This window comes from Streptomyces nanshensis (assembly GCF_001751255.1).
GTDB classification, from domain to species: domain Bacteria; phylum Actinomycetota; class Actinomycetes; order Streptomycetales; family Streptomycetaceae; genus Streptomyces; species Streptomyces nanshensis_A.
Genome location: NZ_LJGW01000285.1, coordinates 1 through 19,181, shown reverse-complemented (window position 1 = coordinate 19,181; position 19,181 = coordinate 1). Strand labels below are relative to the sequence as shown.

Annotated in this window: 16 protein-coding genes and 1 pseudogene; 8 read left to right on the top strand and 9 right to left on the bottom strand. The window is 70.7% G+C overall.

Annotated features, from left to right (window positions below):
* Window positions 1–200, top strand: a pseudogene (locus tag AN218_RS38280) (TerD family protein); the annotation flags it as partial.
* Window positions 201–390: 190 nt separating this feature from the next.
* Here the strand turns inward: AN218_RS38280 and AN218_RS16810 are convergent.
* From AN218_RS16810 to AN218_RS16785, 6 genes are all read right to left on the bottom strand, one after another.
* A complete protein-coding gene (locus AN218_RS16810) occupies window positions 391–1,146 on the bottom strand; it encodes a Tellurium resistance (protein ID WP_070017704.1) in 756 nt (251 codons plus the stop codon).
* Between the two features lie 159 nt (window positions 1,147–1,305).
* The gene (locus AN218_RS16805) at window positions 1,306–2,448 is read right to left on the bottom strand and encodes a DUF475 domain-containing protein (protein WP_070017703.1); all 1,143 of its coding nucleotides are present in this window, start codon (window positions 2,446–2,448) and stop codon (window positions 1,306–1,308) included.
* 39 nt (window positions 2,449–2,487) lie between these two features.
* Window positions 2,488–3,075: a TerD family protein gene (locus AN218_RS16800; protein ID WP_070017702.1), complete on the bottom strand. Its 588-nt coding sequence runs from the start codon at window positions 3,073–3,075 to the stop codon at window positions 2,488–2,490.
* A 108-nt stretch (window positions 3,076–3,183) separates the two neighbouring features.
* Window positions 3,184–3,759 carry a TerD family protein gene (locus AN218_RS16795; RefSeq protein WP_070017701.1) on the bottom strand — a complete coding sequence of 192 codons (576 nt, stop codon included), beginning with the start codon at window positions 3,757–3,759 and terminating at the stop codon, window positions 3,184–3,186.
* A 135-nt stretch (window positions 3,760–3,894) separates the two neighbouring features.
* A complete protein-coding gene (locus AN218_RS16790) occupies window positions 3,895–4,353 on the bottom strand; it encodes a peroxiredoxin (protein ID WP_070017700.1) in 459 nt (152 codons plus the stop codon).
* Between the two features lie 339 nt (window positions 4,354–4,692).
* Entirely contained in the window at window positions 4,693–5,133 is a 441-nt protein-coding gene (locus AN218_RS16785; protein WP_070017699.1) for a DUF3052 domain-containing protein, read from the bottom strand.
* A gap of 417 nt (window positions 5,134–5,550) precedes the next feature.
* On the opposite strand from AN218_RS16785, the gene aceE reads away from it, so the two are divergent.
* A complete protein-coding gene (gene aceE, locus AN218_RS16780; RefSeq protein ID WP_070017709.1) occupies window positions 5,551–8,298 on the top strand; it encodes a pyruvate dehydrogenase (acetyl-transferring), homodimeric type in 2,748 nt (915 codons plus the stop codon).
* Between the two features lie 176 nt (window positions 8,299–8,474).
* On the opposite strand, the gene AN218_RS16775 is transcribed toward aceE, so the two are convergent.
* Together AN218_RS16775 and AN218_RS16770 are read right to left on the bottom strand one after the other, a co-directional pair.
* Window positions 8,475–8,855, bottom strand: coding sequence for a peptidase inhibitor family I36 protein (locus AN218_RS16775; RefSeq protein ID WP_070017698.1), 381 nt, complete (start codon window positions 8,853–8,855; stop codon window positions 8,475–8,477).
* A 433-nt stretch (window positions 8,856–9,288) separates the two neighbouring features.
* A complete protein-coding gene (locus AN218_RS16770; RefSeq protein WP_079132252.1) occupies window positions 9,289–10,929 on the bottom strand; it encodes an MFS transporter in 1,641 nt (546 codons plus the stop codon).
* A 133-nt stretch (window positions 10,930–11,062) separates the two neighbouring features.
* On the opposite strand from AN218_RS16770, the gene AN218_RS16765 reads away from it, so the two are divergent.
* The 6 genes from AN218_RS16765 to AN218_RS16740 all read left to right on the top strand — a co-directional run bounded on the left by AN218_RS16765 (window position 11,063) and on the right by AN218_RS16740 (window position 18,033).
* Window positions 11,063–11,719, top strand: a complete 657-nt coding sequence (locus AN218_RS16765; RefSeq protein WP_070017697.1) for a TetR family transcriptional regulator — start codon at window positions 11,063–11,065, stop codon at window positions 11,717–11,719.
* Window positions 11,720–11,927: 208 nt separating this feature from the next.
* A complete protein-coding gene (locus AN218_RS16760) occupies window positions 11,928–13,175 on the top strand; it encodes an alpha/beta hydrolase (protein WP_079132251.1) in 1,248 nt (415 codons plus the stop codon).
* Window positions 13,176–13,321: 146 nt separating this feature from the next.
* Window positions 13,322–14,224, top strand: a complete 903-nt coding sequence (locus AN218_RS16755) for a DUF4429 domain-containing protein (RefSeq protein WP_079132250.1) — start codon at window positions 13,322–13,324, stop codon at window positions 14,222–14,224.
* Between the two features lie 124 nt (window positions 14,225–14,348).
* Window positions 14,349–15,917 carry a sensor histidine kinase gene (locus tag AN218_RS16750; RefSeq protein ID WP_079132249.1) on the top strand — a complete coding sequence of 523 codons (1,569 nt, stop codon included), beginning with the start codon at window positions 14,349–14,351 and terminating at the stop codon, window positions 15,915–15,917.
* Window positions 15,914–16,618, top strand: coding sequence for a response regulator (locus tag AN218_RS16745; protein WP_070017695.1), 705 nt, complete (start codon window positions 15,914–15,916; stop codon window positions 16,616–16,618). Before AN218_RS16750 ends, AN218_RS16745 begins: the two co-directional genes overlap by 4 nt.
* A 182-nt stretch (window positions 16,619–16,800) precedes the next feature.
* Window positions 16,801–18,033 (top strand): alpha/beta hydrolase, encoded by a 1,233-nt coding sequence (locus tag AN218_RS16740; protein ID WP_070017694.1) that lies wholly within the window; start codon window positions 16,801–16,803, stop codon window positions 18,031–18,033.
* A gap of 55 nt (window positions 18,034–18,088) precedes the next feature.
* Here AN218_RS16740 and AN218_RS16735 read toward each other — a convergent pair whose 3' ends face one another.
* Window positions 18,089–19,123, bottom strand: coding sequence for an aldo/keto reductase (locus AN218_RS16735; RefSeq protein WP_070017693.1), 1,035 nt, complete (start codon window positions 19,121–19,123; stop codon window positions 18,089–18,091).
* Window positions 19,124–19,181 lie beyond the last annotated feature (58 nt).

Here is a 19,181-nt window from a genome sequence, read left to right as displayed (position 1 = left end):
CGTCGCCGATGGCGGCGGCCGGGCCCGGTCCGGCTCCGCCCGGGCACCAGGGCCCCGGCTACCCGCAGGCGCCGCAGCCGCCCCAGCAACCGCCGCCCACACAGCCGGCGTACGGCTATCCGCAGCCCGCCTACGGCTACCCGCAGCCGGATCCGGAGTTCACACTGCCGCCCCAGGGGCCGCAGTTCGTGCACGGCTGAAGAAGCGGGCGCACAGGGCGCACGGGCACACCTCTGCGCCGTCCGGCCGGTTCGACGGACGGCAGGACGGCGCAGACGGGACGGACGCGAGGGATGCGGACGACTCGACGGCCGAGAGACCGAGCGCGGGCAACGGGGCCGCGAGAAACGGAAACAGGGGGCAAGCCAGGGCCCGGGGTGCCGGGACGGCTCAGACCTTCCCCTCCTTGTAACCGCGTCCCCACTGCAAGCCCCAGCCGTACAGCCGGTCCAACTCCGACTGGAAGCCGTACACATAGCGCACCTGCCGCCGGACCATGAGCTGGTCCTTCTCGTGCTCTATCAGCAGCACGGCGCACGAACGCGCCTGCGGCGCCCGCTGGTCGAGGTTGACCTCGACGCGGGGGCCGTTGCTCGGGAAGAGCGTGAGGATCGCGTGCGTACGGTCGAAGGCGGGGGTGCCGTCGTAGATGTAGACGAAGAACAGCAGCCGCTTGATCTCGTCCTTGTGGTCGAGGTTCACATAGATCGTCTCGCCGGACGGTGAGCCGAAGCGGTCGTCGCCGGTGAGCTTCACGTACGGCGGGGAGTTCCAGTCGCCGAGGAAGTTGCCCAGCGGCTGTACGACTCCCCTGCTCCCGTCGACCAGTTCGTACATGCAGGCCAGGTCCAGGTCGACGTCGACGACGCCCTGTGTGTGCGACTGCACGACCTGCGGCTTCAGCGCGCGGAGCGGATGCCGGAGCGAGTTGCGCCGGCCCGGCCCGTCGTCGAAGTCCGAAGAGCGCATGCGCCAGGAGAGGTTGACCCGCATGCTGCCGTTGTCGGCGCCCTGCTCGGTCAGCGACAGCGTTGCGTGACGCTTCGTCAACTCGACCGCGTACGTCGACGGGCCGCCCACCGTGTCGAACCTCGGGCCCCGCCGCATCCCGGCGCTGCTGCGCCAGTTCTCCCACAGGGAGACCATCCCGCACCCCCACTAGAACCTCAACTGCCGAGGGACGGCGCCGAGTCGGGGACCCGGAACCGCCCCTCAAAGCGTTCCGCAAACCGGCCGCCGTGACACCCGGAAGACACGGGACGAGCGCGCCTTCCGGGTCACACGGGTCTCATGCCGCGCAGCCGGCTACTCCACGGCGGACTTTTCGTCCGCGCCGTCGCCTGCGCTGCTCTCGGACGCCTCGATGCGCTGGTTGCGCCGTACCGAGGACCAGAAGGACGCGGCGATCAGCGCGACGCCGATGAGGCCGGTGACGACCTCGTTGATCTCGTACTTGATGGTGATGAGCAGGATGGCCGCCAGAGCGCCGATCGCGTAGTGCGCGCCGTGCTCCAGGTAGACGTAGTCGTCGAGGGTGCCCTGCCGGACCAGATAGACCGTGAGGGACCGGACGTACATCGCGCCGATGCCGAGGCCGAGGGCCATCCAGAAGATGTGGTTCGTGATGGCGAACGCACCGATGACGCCGTCGAACGAGAAGGAGGCGTCGAGGACTTCGAGGTAGAGGAACATGAAGAAGGCGGCCTTGCCGGCGAGCCCCACCATCGAGGGGTCCTTGCCCTCCTTCGCGGCCTGCTCCTCGGCTTCCTGCTCGCGTTCCTCCTCCTCTTCGAGCTTGTTCTCGAAGTGGCCGGAGAGACCGCCGACTATCAGGTACGTGATGAGGCCGGCGATGCCGGACAGCAGCACCGTCGCGGACTTGTCGGCGTGGGCGCCGCCGTGCTGGTGCGCCGCGGTGGCGAACGTCATCGCCGAGACCAGCAGCACGATCAGGGCGATGCACACGGAGAGCATGTCGACCTTGCCCAGCTTGGACAGGGGCCGCTCCAGCCAGGCGAGCCACTTGTACTCGCGCTCCTCGAAGATGAAGTCGAGGAAGATCATCAGCAGGAACATCCCGCCGAACGCGGCGATCGCCGGGTGCGCGTCGGTGACGAGCTGCTGGTACTTGTCGGGATTCGCCAGTGCCAGGTTGACGGCCTCGACGGGCCCGATCTTGGCGCTGATGGCCACGATGACGACCGGGAAGACCAGCCTCATGCCGAAGACGGCGATGAGGATGCCGATGGTCAGGAAGATGCGCTGCCAGAAGGCGTTGAGCTTCTTCAGCACACCGGCGTTGACGACCGCGTTGTCGAAGGACAGCGAGATCTCGAGGACGGAGAGGATCGCCACGACGGCGAGGCCCTCCCACCCCCAGAGCAACGCGGCGAGGGCGAATCCCGCGGCCGTGACGCCGAAGGACCAGCCGAAGGTTTTCAAGAGCACTGGGCTACCCAATCCGCTTTACGAACAAATGACCTTGGCTTACGAAACATTGACCCCGAAGTCTAGAGCGATGCCTCGCAGGCCCGAGGCGTACCCCTGCCCAACGGCCCGGAACTTCCATTCGCCCTCGCGCCGGTAGAGTTCGCCGAAGATCATCGCGGTCTCGGCGGACGCGTCCTCGGTGAGGTCGTAGCGCGCCAGTTCCTGGCCGTCCTCCTGGTTGAGCACCCGGATGTAGGCGTCGGTGACCTGGCCGAAGGTCTGCCGACGGGATTCGGCGTCGTAGATGGAGACGGGGAAGACGATCTTGTCGACGTCGGCGGGGACGAGGCTCAAGTCCACCAGGACCGTCTCGTCGTCCTCCCCGTCGGCGCCGCCTCTGCCGCCGATCAGTTCGTCGCCGGTGTGCTCGACCGAGCCGTCCGGGCTCTTGAGGTTGTTGTAGAAGACGAAGTACTCGTCGCCCAGGACCCGGCCGTTCCCGCACAGCAGTGCGCTGGCGTCCAGATCGAATGCGGCTCCGGTGGTGGAACGGGCCATCCAGCCAAGTCCGATGCGGACCTGGGTCAGGTTCGGTGCGGCCTTCGAGAGGGAGACATTTCCCCCCTTGGCGAGCGTGACGCCCATGTTCTGATCCTCTCCCCGGTGTTGCGGCACCCCAGTCTCCCGACATCACCCGGCGCCGCACACCTCCAGTACCCGGAAGTCTGCGGCGCCGGTGGCTGCCGGGACCCGTCAGACGTTGACTCCGAAGTCCTGCGCGATGCCGCGCAGGCCCGACGCGTAACCCTGGCCGATGGCACGGAACTTCCACTCCGCGCCGTGGCGGTAGAGCTCACCGAAGACCATGGCCGTCTCGGTGGACGCGTCCTCGCTGAGGTCGTAGCGCGCCAACTCGGCGTTGTCTGCCTGGTTGACGACGCGGATGAAGGCGTTGCGGACCTGGCCGAAGCTCTGCTGCCGGCTCTCGGCCTCGTAGATGGAGACGGGGAAGACGATCTTCTCCACGTCGGCCGGAACCCCGGCCAGGTTGACCTTGATGACCTCGTCGTCGCCCTCGCCCTCACCGGTGAGGTTGTCACCGGTGTGCTCGACCGAGCCGTCCGGGCTCTTGAGGTTGTTGAAGAAGACGAAGTTCTGGTCCTTGCTGACCTTGCCCTCGGCGTTCGTCAGCAGTGCGCTGGCGTCGAGGTCGAAGTCGGAGCCGGTGGTCGTACGGGCGTCCCAGCCCAGACCGACGATCACAGCCGTCAGGTTCGGGGCCTCTTTGGTCAGCGAGACGTTGCCGCCCTTGTTGAGGCTGACTCCCACGAGTCCTCCAGGTGTCTGTCGAAGGAGCACCGTGCGCGTGCCCCGTGCGTATTTCCGGTCGGTGTCAGATCAACGAATCGATCCTAGTGAGCGGTTCCCCCCGCTCACAGCGCTTCATTCTGAGGGCCCGGGCCCTCAGAGGGCCTGGAGCGCCTTGACGTAGTCGTTGAGGTCGCGGGCCTCCGGGATCGCGTTGACGACGTTCCAGCGCACCACGCCCTCGGTGTCGATGACGAAGGTGCCGCGCACCGCGCAGCCCTTCTCCTCGTCGAAGACGCCGTAGGCGCGGGAGGTTTCGCCGTGCGGCCAGAAGTCCGAGAGCAGCGGGTACTCCAGCCCCTCCTGGTCGGCGAAGACGCGCAGCGCGAAGGGCGAGTCGTTGGAGACGGCGAGCAGTTGCACGTCGTCGTTGACGAACGAGGGCAGTTCGTCGCGCAGCGCGCACAGTTCGCCGGTGCAGACGCCCGTGAACGCGAACGGATAGAAGAGCAGCACGACGTTCTTCTTGCCGCGGAAGTCGGAGAGCGACACGGCTTCGCCGTGCTGGCTCTTCAGTGAGAAGTCCGGTGCCTTGGTGCCGACCTCGAGTGCCATGGGATGAAGGAGCCCCTTCTGCTTTCGTCTCGTGCTGTCGTGGTGCTGTCCCGCGGAGACGGCTCGCTGCTGGGCGACGATGCGAGGACGGACCTCGCAAGCCGTCCGCGGAACGGCGGGTGCGCCCCCGCCGCCTCCGCGCCGCCCGGATCCGGACGGGGCCGGGACGCGGCGGACGCCGTCCCCGTTATCCGGCGCAGTCTTTCACTGCCGCCCCCGAAGCGACTCCGGGCCCCCGGCAGCGTGGCTGCCGAGGGCCCGGATCGAGTCTTGATCACGGCTCTTGATCACTGCCGTCGAGGCTCCCGCCTGGGACTGCCGCCCGGGGGAGGCTTCGTTTCACCGCTTGCCCGTGCGAGCGGTCTTGGGGGTGACGAGACGGCTGCCGCTCCAGTCCTTGCCCGCGTTGACCGTGCTGGTCTGCGCAAGCCCGGCGGTCTGCGCCGCCTCACCGATCTCACTGGGTTCGACGTAGCCCTCACGGCCCGTCTTGGGTGTCAGCAGCCAGACCGGAGAACCCGCGTCGATCATCGTGGTGGCGTCCACCAGCGCGTCCGTCAGGTCGCCGTCATCCTCGCGGAACCAGAGCATCACGGCATCGGCCACGTCGTCATGATCCTCATCGACGAGTTCCGTACCCGTGATGGCCTCGACTCCCTCACGGAGTGCCTGCTCGGCGTCGTCGTCGTAACCGAGCTCCTGGACCACCTGCCCGGGCTGGAAACCCAGCCTTGCGGCGGGGTTGGTCCGCTCCTCCGCGTGGTCCGCGGTCGCGCTCACGGATTGCCTCCTGTCTCTTGCTGGAATCTGCCTGCCCCACGCGCACGCGCGGCAATGGCGGTAGTCCACACGGGCAGGACGGATCGCGCAAGTACCCCACCATCCATCCCGCCCAAACGTTGACGTGTCCTCCCACAATGCCTGATGAGCAGTGATTCACGCCACAGCTTCCAGGTAGAGATGCACCGGTTCCGCACCTTCTGCACCGGGGACCCCAGCGACGGCACAGCGGCGTGAGCGCGGGCGTAGGGTGGCGATTCGGCCTTCCCTGCCGGCCCTTCTTGTCGCAGCCCTCCCAAAGGCGTTGTGAGACGGAACCGGGTTACCTCGCAGTAGAGGTGACGTGGACGCGGCGGCGGTACACGATGGAGGCGGCGCGACACCATGCAGACCGACCACGAACAGCGAAGGAACAGCGTGGCTTCCGGATCCGATCGCAACCCGATCATCATTGGCGGCCTTCCCAGCCAGGTCCCGGACTTTGATCCCGAGGAGACCCAGGAATGGCTCGACTCGCTCGACGCCGCCGTCGACGAGCGCGGCCGGGGACGTGCCCGCTATCTCATGCTCAGGCTCATCGAGCGAGCGCGCGAAAAGCGGGTCGCCGTGCCGGAGATGCGCAGCACCGACTACGTCAACACGATCGCCACCCGGGACGAGCCCTTCTTCCCCGGTAACGAGGAGATCGAGCGCAAGGTCCTCAACGCCACCCGCTGGAACGCCGCGGTGATGGTCTCCCGTGCACAGCGCCCGGGGATCGGCGTGGGCGGGCACATCGCCACCTTCGCCTCGTCGGCCTCCCTGTACGACGTGGGCTTCAACCACTTCTTCCGCGGCAAGGACGAGGGAGACGGCGGCGACCAGGTCTTCTTCCAGGGCCACGCCTCCCCCGGTATCTATGCGCGTGCCTTCCTGCTGGACCGGCTCTCCGAAGCGCAGCTCGACGGCTTCCGGCAGGAGAAGAGCAAGGCGCCCGACGGGCTCTCCAGTTATCCGCACCCCCGGTCGATGCCGGACTTCTGGGAGTTCCCCACGGTCTCGATGGGGCTCGGCCCGATCGGCGCGATCCACCAGGCGAGGATGAACCGCTACATGGAGGCGCGCGGCATCGCCGACACCTCCAAGTCGCATGTGTGGGCCTTCCTCGGCGACGGTGAGATGGACGAGCCCGAGTCGCTGGGCCAGCTCTCGCTGCCGGCCCGCGAGGGGCTCGACAACCTCACGTTCGTCATCAACTGCAACCTGCAGCGGCTCGACGGCCCGGTGCGCGGCAACGGGAAGGTCATCCAGGAGCTGGAGTCGTACTTCCGCGGTGCCGGCTGGAACGTGATCAAGCTGGTCTGGGACCGCTCCTGGGACCCGCTGCTCGCCCAGGACCGCGACGGCGTGCTGGTCAACAAGCTCAACACCACGCCCGACGGCCAGTTCCAGACGTACGCCACCGAGAGCGGCGCCTATATCCGCGACCACTTCTTCGGCGGCGACCAGCGACTGCGGGCCATGGCCGAGAACATGACCGACGACCAGCTTCTGCACCTGGGCCGCGGCGGCCACGACCACCGCAAGGTCTACGCGGCCTACAAGGCGGCCAAGGAGCACCAGGGCCAGCCGACGGTGATCCTCGCGCAGACCATCAAGGGCTGGACGCTGGGGCCGAACTTCGAAGGCCGCAACGCCACGCACCAGATGAAGAAGCTGACGATCGACGACCTCAAGGGCTTCCGCGACCGGCTGCGGCTGCCGATCCCGGACAAGGAGCTGGAGTCCGGCGCACCGCCCTACTACCACCCGGGGCGGGACTCGGAAGAGATCCAGTACATGCACGACCGGCGCAAGGAGCTGGGCGGTTACGTGCCCACGCGCCTGAACCGCTCGAAGCCGCTGAAGCTGCCCGGCGACAAGGCGTACGCGGCAGTCAAGAAGGGCTCCGGCCAGCAGCAGATCGCCACCACCATGGCCTTCGTGCGGCTGCTGAAGGACCTCATGCGGGACAAGGAGATCGGCAAGCGCTTCGTGCCGATCGCGCCGGACGAATACCGCACCTTCGGAATGGACTCCTTCTTTCCGTCGGCCAAGATCTACAACCCGCTGGGCCAGAGCTACGAGTCCGTCGACCGTGAACTGCTGCTCGCCTACAAGGAGTCGCCCACCGGTCAGATGCTGCACGACGGCATCACCGAGGCCGGCTGTACGGCGGCGGCGACCGCGGCCGGCTCCGCCTACGCGACGCACGGCGAACCGCTGATCCCGATCTACGTCTTCTACTCGATGTTCGGATTCCAGCGCACCGGCGACCAGTTCTGGCAGATGGCCGACCAGATGTCGCGCGGCTTCATCCTGGGCGCGACCGCCGGCCGTACGACGCTCACCGGTGAGGGGCTCCAACACGCCGACGGGCACTCCCAGTTGCTGGCGTCGACCAACCCGGCGGCCGTCTGCTACGACCCGGCCTTCGGCTACGAGATCGCGCACATCGTGCAGAACGGCCTCGAGCGGATGTACGGCTCCAGCGAGGAACACCCGCAGGGCGAGGACCTCTTCTACTACCTGACGGTCTACAACGAGCCCATCCGCCAGCCCGCGGAGCCGGAGAACGTGGACGCGGAGGGCATCGTCCGCGGCCTCTACCACTACCGCCCGGGCGAGAAGGGGACCATCCCGGCGCAGATCCTCGCCTCCGGCGTCGCTCTGCCGTGGGCCCTGGAGGCGCAGGAGATCCTCGCCGACGAGTGGAACGTCAAGGCGGACGTCTGGTCGGCGACTTCGTGGAACGAGCTGCGCCGCGAGGCCATCGAGGCCGAGAGGCACAACCTGCTCCACCCCGAGGAGGAGCAGCGCGTCCCGTACGTGACGAAGAAGCTGCAGAGCGCGGACGGGCCGAAGGTGGCCGTCTCCGACTGGATGCGGGCCGTGCCCGACCAGATCGCCCGGTGGGTGCCCGGCACCTACCAGTCGCTGGGTGCCGACGGCTTCGGCTTCGCCGATACGCGCGGCGCGGCCCGGCGCTTCTTCCACATCGACGCGCAGTCGATCGTCCTCTGTGTGCTCACGGAGCTGGCGCGGGAGGGGAAGATCGACCGCTCGGCGCTCAAACAGGCCCTCGACCGCTACCAGTTGCTGGAGGTGGCGGCAGCGGACCCGGGCACCGCGGGCGGCGACGCCTAGCGCACGACGCACGGAAGGCGACGGCGCGGTACGACGACACTGTCGTGCCGCGCTGTTTCCATGCGCGCCGTTTCCTTGCGCGCGGCTCCCGCGACGGCGGCGGCGCAGCGCGAGCACGCCCAGGGCGCACAGCACACCGCCCGCCACCCGCGCCGCCCCGCCGGGACGGCACCGCATCAGTGCTCCCAGACCTTGAACGCCCGTACCGCGTAGGCGCCTTCGGGTGTCCACGAGCCGGAGGGATGGGTGTGGAACTCCCGCGTCTCGGCACACTCGGCGCTCTCGTACACCGTGACGGGGTGGCCCGTGCGGTTGGCGAACGACTTCGCGCTCACACGCCGTGGCAGCCGCCGGCAGTCCTCCATGCGGACGGCGCCCACCTCGTACGTACGCCGCTCTCCCCAGAAGTGCTGCCCCGGCCAGAGACAGAGCGCACCCTTCGCGCAAGTGCCCAGTGCCGTCCCGGACTTCGGAGCACCGGAGGCGGCGGACGCCGCCGTCGCGGGAGCCGTGAGACCGCCCGCGAGCGCCGCGCCCAAAGCCAGCCCGGTCGCCACTCCGCGCGCCCCGGAACGCCTGCGCCGCCACGGCCGGGAACCGCTCGCCGGGCCCCGTCCCGCGCCGCCTCCGGACACAACTCGCCCACGCATCTGCATGCTGATCACTTCCCCCGTATCCGGCCGGGCTCGGTTCGCCCGGCGTCGTGACCAGCATGGACGGCGCTCACGGAGCCGCCAAGGGAGATCGGCCCGTTTCACCGGTACAGGTGGCGGAGTTGTCCACAGGCCCCCGTTGTCCACAGATCCCGGTGATCCAAGCCCTCGCGCTGTCGCCCAACTCCCGGCGCCTCAGCGCTCCTTGTCGCGAACCCGCCGTACCCGCCGTACCCGCTCCGGACATGACTCGGGGGTGGACGGTCGCCGCCGTCCACCCCCGGACTCCGTAACCCCTGACGTGCCGGACCCGTTCCGGCTCAGGGACACCGCACCGTCACACGTGGACGGCGGGCCCCGCGTCGTTCTTGCCGCGCTTGGTGAAGAACGCGACCCCGGCGGCGAAGACCGCCACGACCCCGGCGCAGGTGAACGCGAGCCCCATGCCCGAGATGAACGACTCGTGCACGACGTTCCGCATGGCCTCGGCGAGCTGCGCCGGGGTGCCCGCGGGCGCCGGCGGTGCGACGCCGACCTCGGCCGCGCTCTTGAGCTTGTCCTCCTGCCCGGGCGGCAGCGGCGGAAGCTTGGCGTCCGCCCACTTCTCCGGCAGCGCGGAGTCCACGCGGGTCGCCATGACGACGCCCAGCACGGCCGTGCCGAGGCTTCCGCCCACCTGCATCGCCGCCTGCTGGAGACCGCCCGCGACGCCGGAGTGCTCCAGCGGCGCGTTGCCGACGATGACGTCGGTGGCGCCCACCATCACCGGCGCCAGACCGAGCCCCAGCAGCGCGAACCACAGCGAGGTGACGGCGGCGCCCGCGTCCGCGTCCAGCGTGGAGAGCCCGAACATCGCGACACCGGCGATCAGCATCGCGACGACGAGCGGGATGCGCGGCCCGATCTTGGAGATCAGCCCGCCCGCGACCGGCGAGGCGACGATCATCATCGCGGTCAGCGGCAGCAGCCGGATGCCGCTCTCGACGGGCGTCATGCCGTGGACGTTCTGGAGGTAGAAGGTGACGAAGAAGATGCCGCCCATGAAGCCGAAGGCCATCAGCACCATCAGCACGGTGCCCGCCGTCAGCGGGATCGAGCGGAACATGCTCAGCGGAACCAGCGGTTCCTTCGCCTTGGACTCCCAGAACCCGAAGACGAGGAAGGCGACGAGCGAGCCGCCCAGGAAGCCCAGCGTCGAGGGGTCGCTCCAGCCCCACGTCGGGGCCTTGATCAGCGCCCAGATCAGGCAGAACATCGCGCCCGAGAGCAGCACGATGCCCGGGATGTCGAAGGAGCGGGGCGCCTTCTCCGCCCGGTGGTCGCGGAGGATCACCAGGCCCAGCAGCAGCGCGAGCAGACCGACCGGGACGTTGATGAAGAAGACGGACTCCCAGTTGACCTTCTCCACGAGCAGTCCGCCGACGATCGGGCCGGCGGCCGTCGAGGCGCCGATGACCGCGCCCCACACGCCGATCGCCGCGTTCAGCTTCTGCGCCGGGAAGGACGCGCGCAGCAGCCCCAGCGCGGCGGGCATCAGCAGGGCGCCGAAGAGTCCCTGGAGTACACGGAAGGCGACGACGAGCGAGACGCTGCCGCCCAGCCCGATCGCGCCGGAGGCGGCCGCGAAGCCGACGACGCCCACGAGGAAGGTCTGCCGGTGCCCGAACCGGTCGCCGAGCTTGCCCGCGGTGATCAGGGCGACCGCGAGGGCGAGCAGATAGCCGTTCGTGATCCACTGGACGTCGGCGAGCGAGGCCCCGAGGTCCTTCTGGATGGCGGGGTTGGCGATGGCGACGATGGTCCCGTCGAGGGCGACCATGGTGATGCCGATCGCCACGGTGACGAGGGTCAGCCACGGGTGGCCCCGTACGCCGCGTCGCGGCTCGGGGGCCTCGGATATGCCTGGTGCGCCTGGTTCACTCGGGCCGGGCGGTTCCGGCGTCCGGCCGCCTGTGGCCGTACTGGTCTGGGAGCTCATGACGCGAGGCTAATGACAGCCGCTGACAATTGACAAACCAAATCTTTCGTCGGTAGATGTCAGCCTGCTCACATCCGGGACGGCCGCCCGCAGCGCCCGCCCAACCCCGGCATTCCACAGGGAGGTGGCCCAAGTGACCGGTCTGCGCGAGCGGAAGAAGCAGCACACGCGGGAGTCGCTCGTGCGCGCCGCCTACGAGCTCTTCGTCGAGAAGGGATACGACGCCACCACGGTCGACGAGATCGTGGCCGCCGTCGACGTCTCCCAGCGCACCTTCTTCCGCTACTTCGCCAGCAAGGAAGAGGTGGCCTTCTCCCTCCAGGCCCTCGTCACCGAGCGGTACCTCGAGGCCGTACGCAGCCGCCCGCCCGGTGAGTCCCCCGTGGAGCTGCTGCGCTCCACCCTGGACGAGACGTGGGAGAGCATCGGCGAGGCCATCGAGGAAGTCGTTCCGCTCACGCTGTACATGCGGATGTGGCAGATCATCGAGACGACACCGGCCCTCCTCGCCGTACAACTGCGGCACGCGGCCGGGATGGAGGAGCAGCTCGCCGCCGAGGTCGCGCGGCGCGAGGGGGTGGACCCGGACGCCGACCCGCGGCCCCGCGTCCTCGTCGCCGCCTTCTCCGGGGTGATGCGCGCGGCCTTCCGCTGCTGGTCCTCCGGCGAGGACATCACGGTCGAGGCCGCGCAGCAGGCCGTCGAGTCGTACGTGGACCAGCTCGGACCCGCGCTCTCCCGCGACTGGGAGCGCCACCCCGCCCCGCGGACACCGCCTCTCCCGGGCTGAGCCCCAACTGACGCCTCCCGCGGGCGACTTCGCCCCGGCCCGTGGCGTACGTCCGGATGTGCGCCCCGCGTGGGAACCTCGCGTACGGGCCCGCATCCCCACGAGCACCCCAGGGCCGCCCGAACTTGACCCAATCAGGCATGGCGAAACGTGAGATGGGTCACGGCGTGCGCGAGCGATCAGGGCTGTCTCCTAGGGTTGCTGCCCAGTGACTTCCTTCCCGGCACTCAGCAACCCCCTGTCCGGATCGGCCCTCCCGCACGCGGGAGCCCCGGGCACGGCCTTCTGGCGCACGGTTCTCGCGCTGGCGGTGGTGCTGGTCCTGCTGGCGACGACGGGCTGGACGGCGATCCGCGATCACGACGCCGCGCCCGGCCCGTACGCGGCCGACCTGATCGCCTGGAAGAAGGACTCGGCCGCCGGACGCCAACTCCCCGACCCGCAAGGGAAACCGGGAGCCGTCGCGGGCTTCTTCCGCTCGCTGACGCCCGGGCAGCAGCAGCGGCTGGCCGACCGTCACCCGCTCGTCGTCGGGAATCTGGGCGGCGCACCCGTCGGTCTGCGCTACCGCGCCAACCACGAGGCGCTCACACAGGCGCGGGACGTCGAGCGCGAACGCATGCGGGACCAGCGGCTCACGGACGACGGGCGGCGGATCGCGAGCGAGCGCATGCACCGCTTCGAGTCGCTGCTCCAGCCGGGACGGCAGATCCTCGCCTTCGACCCGACCGGACGCGGCCGCGCCGCCGAGGTCTTCGGCGATCTGGGGCGGGCGCAGCGTGTCTCGGTGGTCGTCCCCGGTGTGGACACGGATCTGCTGACCTTCGAGAAGTCCGACCGCCCCTACTCCGCGCCCGCCGGCATGGCGCGCGCCCTCCAGGACCGGCAGCGCACCGCGGCGCCGCACACGGCGACGGCGACGATCGCCTGGGCCGACTACACCGCGCCGACGGGCCTCGGCGTCGACGCCGCCTCCGGGAACCTCGCCGCGGACGGAGCCCAGCGGCTGCGCGACTTCGTACGGGGACTGCACAGCCCGCACATCGCGCTCTTCTGCCACAGCTACGGCTCGGTCGTCTGCGGGGACGCGGCGGACCGGCTGCCGAGCCGTGTCACCGACATCGCGGTCTCGGGCAGCCCCGGGATGCGCGTCGACCACGCCGACGACCTCGGGACGAGGGCCAACATCTGGGCGGTACGCGACGAGGACGACTGGATCGCCGACGTACCGCACATGGAGGTCGGCGGTCTCGGCCACGGCGCCGACCCCGTCTCCCCCGGCTTCGGCGCGCGCCGGCTCTCCGCGCAGGGCGCCCTCGGGCACACCGGCTACTACGTGCCCGGCACCCGCAGCCTGGACAACTTCGCCGGGATCGCGACCGGTTCGTACGAGACCGTGAGCTGCGCGACGAGCGACCCCGGCTGTGTCGGGAGCCCCTCCGGGAGGACGCTGTAACCGGACCGGGGCGAAGGAGACCGCAGCCGCCGGCGGACGCCGAGGGCGGGAGGAATCCCCTGGTCATGAACGGCACATGCCGGAAAGGGCGGGCCATTACGCGCGTAGCGTCGAGGAGGGGGACGCGGCGGCGGCTCGCGCATACGATGGGCAGCATGGGTGACGTACTGGCTGGAATTCACTCCACCTGGGAGTTCGAAGCCGACTCCGTGCTCATCCGCTTCGAACGGGGGATCCGCACACCGAAGCTCTTCCACGTGCTCGGAGAGCGGCGCATTCCGTACGAGGCCCTGAGCGCCGTCGAGCTCGCCCCCGGAGGCAAGCGCGGCACCGTGGTGCTGCGCGCCGAACCGCGCAGGGGCGCCGATCCGCTGATGGAGGCCGCCGCGGGCCAGCTCAAGGAGGGCTGCGACCCCTACCGTCTGGTGCTGCCCGCCGAGCGCGAGACGCTCGCCGACTACTACGCCACCGAACTGCGCGCGGTGCTCGGCGCGGACGCCGACAAGCCCGCCGAGCACCATCTCGTCGCGGCTCCCGCGCCGCCGCACAGCTTCAAGGCGTACGACGGCAAGGCGTCCTTCGACGGGGAGACGGTCCACTTCCGCTGGTTCTGGACGGGGGCCTCGTCCAGTAAGTGGAAGGCGGGCGACCAGAGTTTCCCCGTGAGCGGGCTGGAGGACGTCGAGTGGCGTTCCCCGGAGATCGCGAGCGGGCATCTGCGCGTGACGCCGCGGGGCGGCAGGCCCCCGGAGAACGGCGAACCGGACAAGGACCCGGCGTCCGTCGTCTTCGGCATCGGTTACGGACTCGTGCACGAGTCGCTGCCGTTCGCCGCCTCCGTGCTGGAGGCGGTACGGGCGGCGCAGCCCGCGGCGCTCGCGGAGGCCACGGCGCCCTCCCGTACGTCAGGGGGCGCGCACGCGGGGGTGCGCGCCGATCCGGCGGACATCGCCGAACGCATCCGGCATCTCGGGGAGCTGCACGAGGCGGGGCTCGTCACGGAGGACGAGTTCGCGAAGAAGAAGGCGGACCTGCTCTCCGAACTCTGAGCCGCGCGCGGCCTCTTCGAGGTCCCGCCGGAGTGCGTGCCCTACCGGCGTAGGGGGTGCGGCACCGTACCCGGTACTCACGTATGACGTGCCCTCGGCGGGCGCGCCCTAGCCTGAGACCCTGATGTCCACCTCTGCCCCTACGGGCTCCTCCGGCGGGCCGGCACACGAGTCGGCGCGGCCGGATCAGTCGACGCCGCCGACACCGCCGACACCGCCGAGGCCGGACGGGGCGCAGGCTCCGCCGTCGTCCGCTTCCGCGCAGGCGGTGCGAAGCGGGCTGCGGACCCTGCACGCCGCGCTGTCGCCGTCCGCGAGCCCGGTGCCGGGCCCCGGCGGGCGCGGACGGCGCGTGGCGTACGTACTCGCCTTCGCGCTGGTGACGGTGCTGATTCCGGTCACGTGCGTGCAGTTGTCGGCGGAGTACGGGCTTCCGGACGCGATCGCCGTCTCGCTGGGCTTCGCGCAGGCCGGGCCGCTGGTGCTCGCCGTCACCCGGCCCCTGCGGGCCTGGTGGATCGTGATCGTCGCGGACACCGTGTGCGCTCTGCTGCTGTTGCTGACCCCGCCCGGGGAGCTGGCGTGGCCGTGGCCGCCCGCCGCGATCGTCGGCTATCTCGCGCTGTGCGTGGCGCTCGGGCTGCGGGAGCGGCGCAGCACGCTCGTCGCGGTGTGGTCGGTGACGCTCGTCCTCTCCCTCACGCTCGGCTTCGTCGTACAGCACCGCGGCGACGGGACGAACGTGCTGCTCAGCGTGTTGAGCGGGCTCGTCCTGCTGATCTGCGGCGCCGTACGCGAACGGGGCGACGCACAGCGGCGGTTGGCCGAGCAGGAGACGATCAGCGAGGCCGAGCGCGCCCGGCGGACGCTGCTGGAGGAGCGGGCCCGTATCGCACGCGAACTGCACGACGTGGTCGCCCACCACATGTCGGTCATCACCGTCCAGGCGGACAGCGCGCCGTACCGGCTGGACGGGCTGCCGGACGCGGCGCGCGAGGAGTTCGGCTCCATCGCAGAGACGGCGCGCGAGTCGCTGTCGGAGATGCGGCGGCTGCTGGGCGTGCTGCGCAGCGAGGAGAACGGCGGCGAACGGGCTCCCCAGCCGGGCCTGGAGCGGCTGGGGCAGCTCGTGGAGGCGACCGTACGGGCCGGGGTGCCGACCGAACTCGCCGTGGCGGACGGGCTGTCGGTGCCCGCGGGGCCGCGGCTGCCGCAGGCCGTGCAGGTCTCGGTGTACCGCATCGTGCAGGAGGCGCTCGCCAACGTCGTACGGCATGCGCCCGGAGCGTCCGCGCGGGTGTCGGTGACGGAGAGCGGGGACCGAGGCGCCAACGGGGGCGACGGTGACGGCGATCGCGCTGACGACGCGGCCGGGGACGGCGGAGGCGCGGAGGCTTCCGCCGCGCTGACCGTCCTCGTCGTCAACGGTCCCGCTCCCGGGCCCGCCGGGCCGCCGCTGGAGACCACGGGCACGGGTCACGGTCTGGTCGGCATGCGCGAGAGGGTCCGGCTCATCGGCGGCACCCTCGACACCGGCCCGCTGCCCGACGGCGGATTCCGCGTCGCCGCGCGCATCCCGCTGCCCCCGCCCGCCTCGTCCAACTCGTCCAACTCGTCGGCCTCATCGACTTCGGCGGCCTCATCGACCCCGTCCGCATCACCCGTGACCGGGAAGGATCCCGAGCCCTCATGACCACCCGCGTGATCATCGTCGACGACCAGGCAATGGTGCGGGCGGGCTTCGCCGCGCTGCTCGCGGCGCAGGCCGACATCGACGTGGTGGGCGAGGCGCCGGACGGTGCGCAAGGAGTCGAACTCTGCGGCCGCACGCACCCCGACGTGGTGCTCATGGACGTACGGATGCCGGAGATGGACGGGCTGGAGGCGGCACGCCGGATCCTCGGGAACGGGAACGGGAACGGAAGCGGGGGCGGCAGGAACGGGAGCGCGGGCGGGCCCAAGGTGCTGATGCTGACCACCTTCGACGTCGACGACTACGTGTACGAGGCGCTGCGCGCCGGAGCCAGCGGGTTCCTGCTCAAGGACGCGCCGCCCGCCGATCTGATCGCCGCCGTACGCGTCGTCGCGGAGGGCGAGGCGCTGCTCGCCCCGTCCGTCACCCGCCGCCTCATCGCCGACTTCGCGAAGCAGCGCCCCGTGCCGCCCTCCGCGCGCGGGCTGCGGCTGAACGGTCTGACGGACCGGGAGACCGAGGTGCTGGAGCTGCTGGCACGCGGCCGTTCCAACACCGAGATCGCCGAGGCCCTCGTCCTCGCCGAGCAGACCGTGAAGACCCATGTGAGCCGCATCTTCACCAAACTCGGGCTGCGAGACCGGGCGCAGGCCGTGATCTTCGCGTACGAGTCGGGCCTCGTCTCCCCCGGCGAAGGCTGAGCCCGTACCTGCGTGAAGGCTGAGCCCGAACGGGCCGCTCTCCTCCCCGGGGAGGGCGGAGCGATACCCCGGTACGACACGGGAGTTGGCTCCGTGGTGTGACGTGCCTCCGCCGGCCGCCGTCAGACGCTCCTCCGCACAGGCCGCCGGTCCCTCCGGCCGCCGCCGGAGGGAGCACGGGGATGAGGCAACGGCTGAAGCGGGCCCTGACCGCGGCCGCGTTCGCAGGCACGGTCGTCACGGCGACGACGGGCTGGGCCGCCGGTGCCGCACAGCGTCCCGTCACGGGGCCGCCGCCGGGCGCCGCCTCATGGAGGGCGGACGACGACCTCCTCGGGCGCCGTCTGCCCGACCCGGCGGCCTCGCGCCCTGAGCAGGTGCGCGCGTTCTTCGCGGGCCTCGGCGACCGCGAGCGGCGGGCCCTGGTGCACCGGCATCCGCTCGTCGTGGGCAATCTCGACGGGGCGCCTGCCGCCGTGCGCTACGCCGCCAACCGCCGTGCCCTGCGCGCCGGTTCGGCACATGAGCGGGAACGCGCGGCCGACCCGTCCCGTACGCGGCGGGAGCGGCACGGCGCGCGAGACAAGGCGGCACGCTACGAGCGGCTGACGGCGCCGGGCCGTCACATCCTCGCCTTCGACCCGCGCGGACGCGGCCAGGTCGCCGAGGTGCACGGCGACCTCGACGAGGCCGAGCGCACGGCCGTGATCGTGCCGGGCTCGGACATCGACCTGGCCACCTTCGACCGCGGCGGCGAGGGCCGCTACGGCAGGCCCAACGGCATGGCCACCTCGCTGCGCGCGCGGATGGCGGCCGAGGCTCCCGGGACCCGTACGGCCGTGATCGCCTGGACCGGCTACACGACACCCGTCGGGCTGGGACCCGACGCGGCCACCACGCGGCTCGCCGCCGCCGGAGCGCCCCGGCTGGAGCGCTTCCTGAAGGGGCTGGCCGCGACCGGCGTTCCGGCGCCCGCGGTGCTCTGCCACAGCTACGGCAGCGTCGTCTGCGGACGTGCCGCGGCCGGACTGACCCGGCGCGATGCCGCCGACCTGGTCGTCTTCGGCTCCCCGGGCATGCACGCGGAGTCGGTGCGCGCCCTGGGCACTTCCGTACGGGTCTGGGCCGCCCGGGATCCGGGCGACTGGATCGGGAACGTGCCGAACGTGGAGTTCCTCGGCCTCGGGCACGGCACCGACCCCGCCTCGGACGGCTTCGGCGCGCGCGTCGTCTCGACCGCGCACGCCGGAGGCCACACCGGCTACCTCGCGCCCGGCAGCGCCTCGCTCGCCAACTTCGCGGCGATCACGCTCCGTTCGTACGGGGAGGTGCGATGCGCGGCGCCGGCCGCCGCGCCCCCGCCGTCCGGCTCGTGCACGCGGGGCCTGACGGGCGGCGCGGACGGAGCGTCCTGAACGGGCCCGCGTACGGCGCGGGTCGAACGTCGAACGCGCCGTGTGTGCGGGCGGCTCACTCCCTCCCGGCCGACGAGAACGACATGTCCACGTAGCGGTCGCCCGCCACCTGCCCCGCGATGGGCTCCAGCTCCGCCAGTTCGTCCGGGGTGAGTTCGATGCGGGTGGCCGCCGTGTTCTCCTCCACGCGGGAGCGGCGGCGGGTGCCGGGGATGGGCACGACGGTCAGCCCGTCCCGCAGCCGCGCCTGCTGCTGCACCCAGGCCAGCGCGATCTGCCCCGGCGTGGCCCCGTGTGCCCGGGCGATCTGCCGTACGGGCTCCAGGAGCGCCGCGTTCTCCGCCGCGTTGCCGCCGGTGAAGCGCGGCATCGTACGGCGGAAGTCGTCGTCCGTGAGCTCCTTCTCGGCGTCGGCGAAGGAGCCGGTGAGGAAGCCCCGTCCGAGCGGTGAGTACGGGACGACGGCGACGCCCAGGTCAGCGGCGGCGCCCACCACGTTCCGTTCGATGTCCCGGCTGAAGAGCGACCACTCCGACTGGAGCGCCGCGATGGGGTGCACGGCGTGTGCGGCACGCAGCTCCCCCGCCGTGACCTCGCTCAGCCCGAGATGCTTGACCTTGCCCTCCTGTACCAGCTCCGCCATGGCGCCGACGGTCTCCTCGATGGGCACCTCGACGTCCCGCCGGTGCATGTAGTAGAGGTCGATCTCCTCGACGCCGAGCCGGCGCAGGCTGTCCTCGATGCACTGCCGCACGTACGGGCGGTCGTTGCGGATGTTGCGCTTGGCCGGATCGGACGGGTCGAGGCCCAGGGCGAACTTCGTGGCGAGGGTGATCTCGTCGCGGTGGGCTCCGACGAAGGGCGCGATGAACTTCTCGTTCTCGCCCCACCCGTACACGTCGGCGGTGTCGTAGAGCGTGACGCCCAGTTCCAGGGCGCGTTCCAGGGTGGCGCGTGCCTCGTCGGCGTCGGTCGGACCGTAGGCGAAGCTCATGCCCATGCAGCCCAGGCCCTGCACGCCCACCTCGGGGCCGTCGGTGCCGAGCCGCGCTGTCGCGATCTTCGTGTCGTCGTGGGTGTGGGAGCTCATGGTGTCCTACCTTTCAAGGTATAGGTCTGATCTGGTCATTCGTAAGATCGGAGGGCCC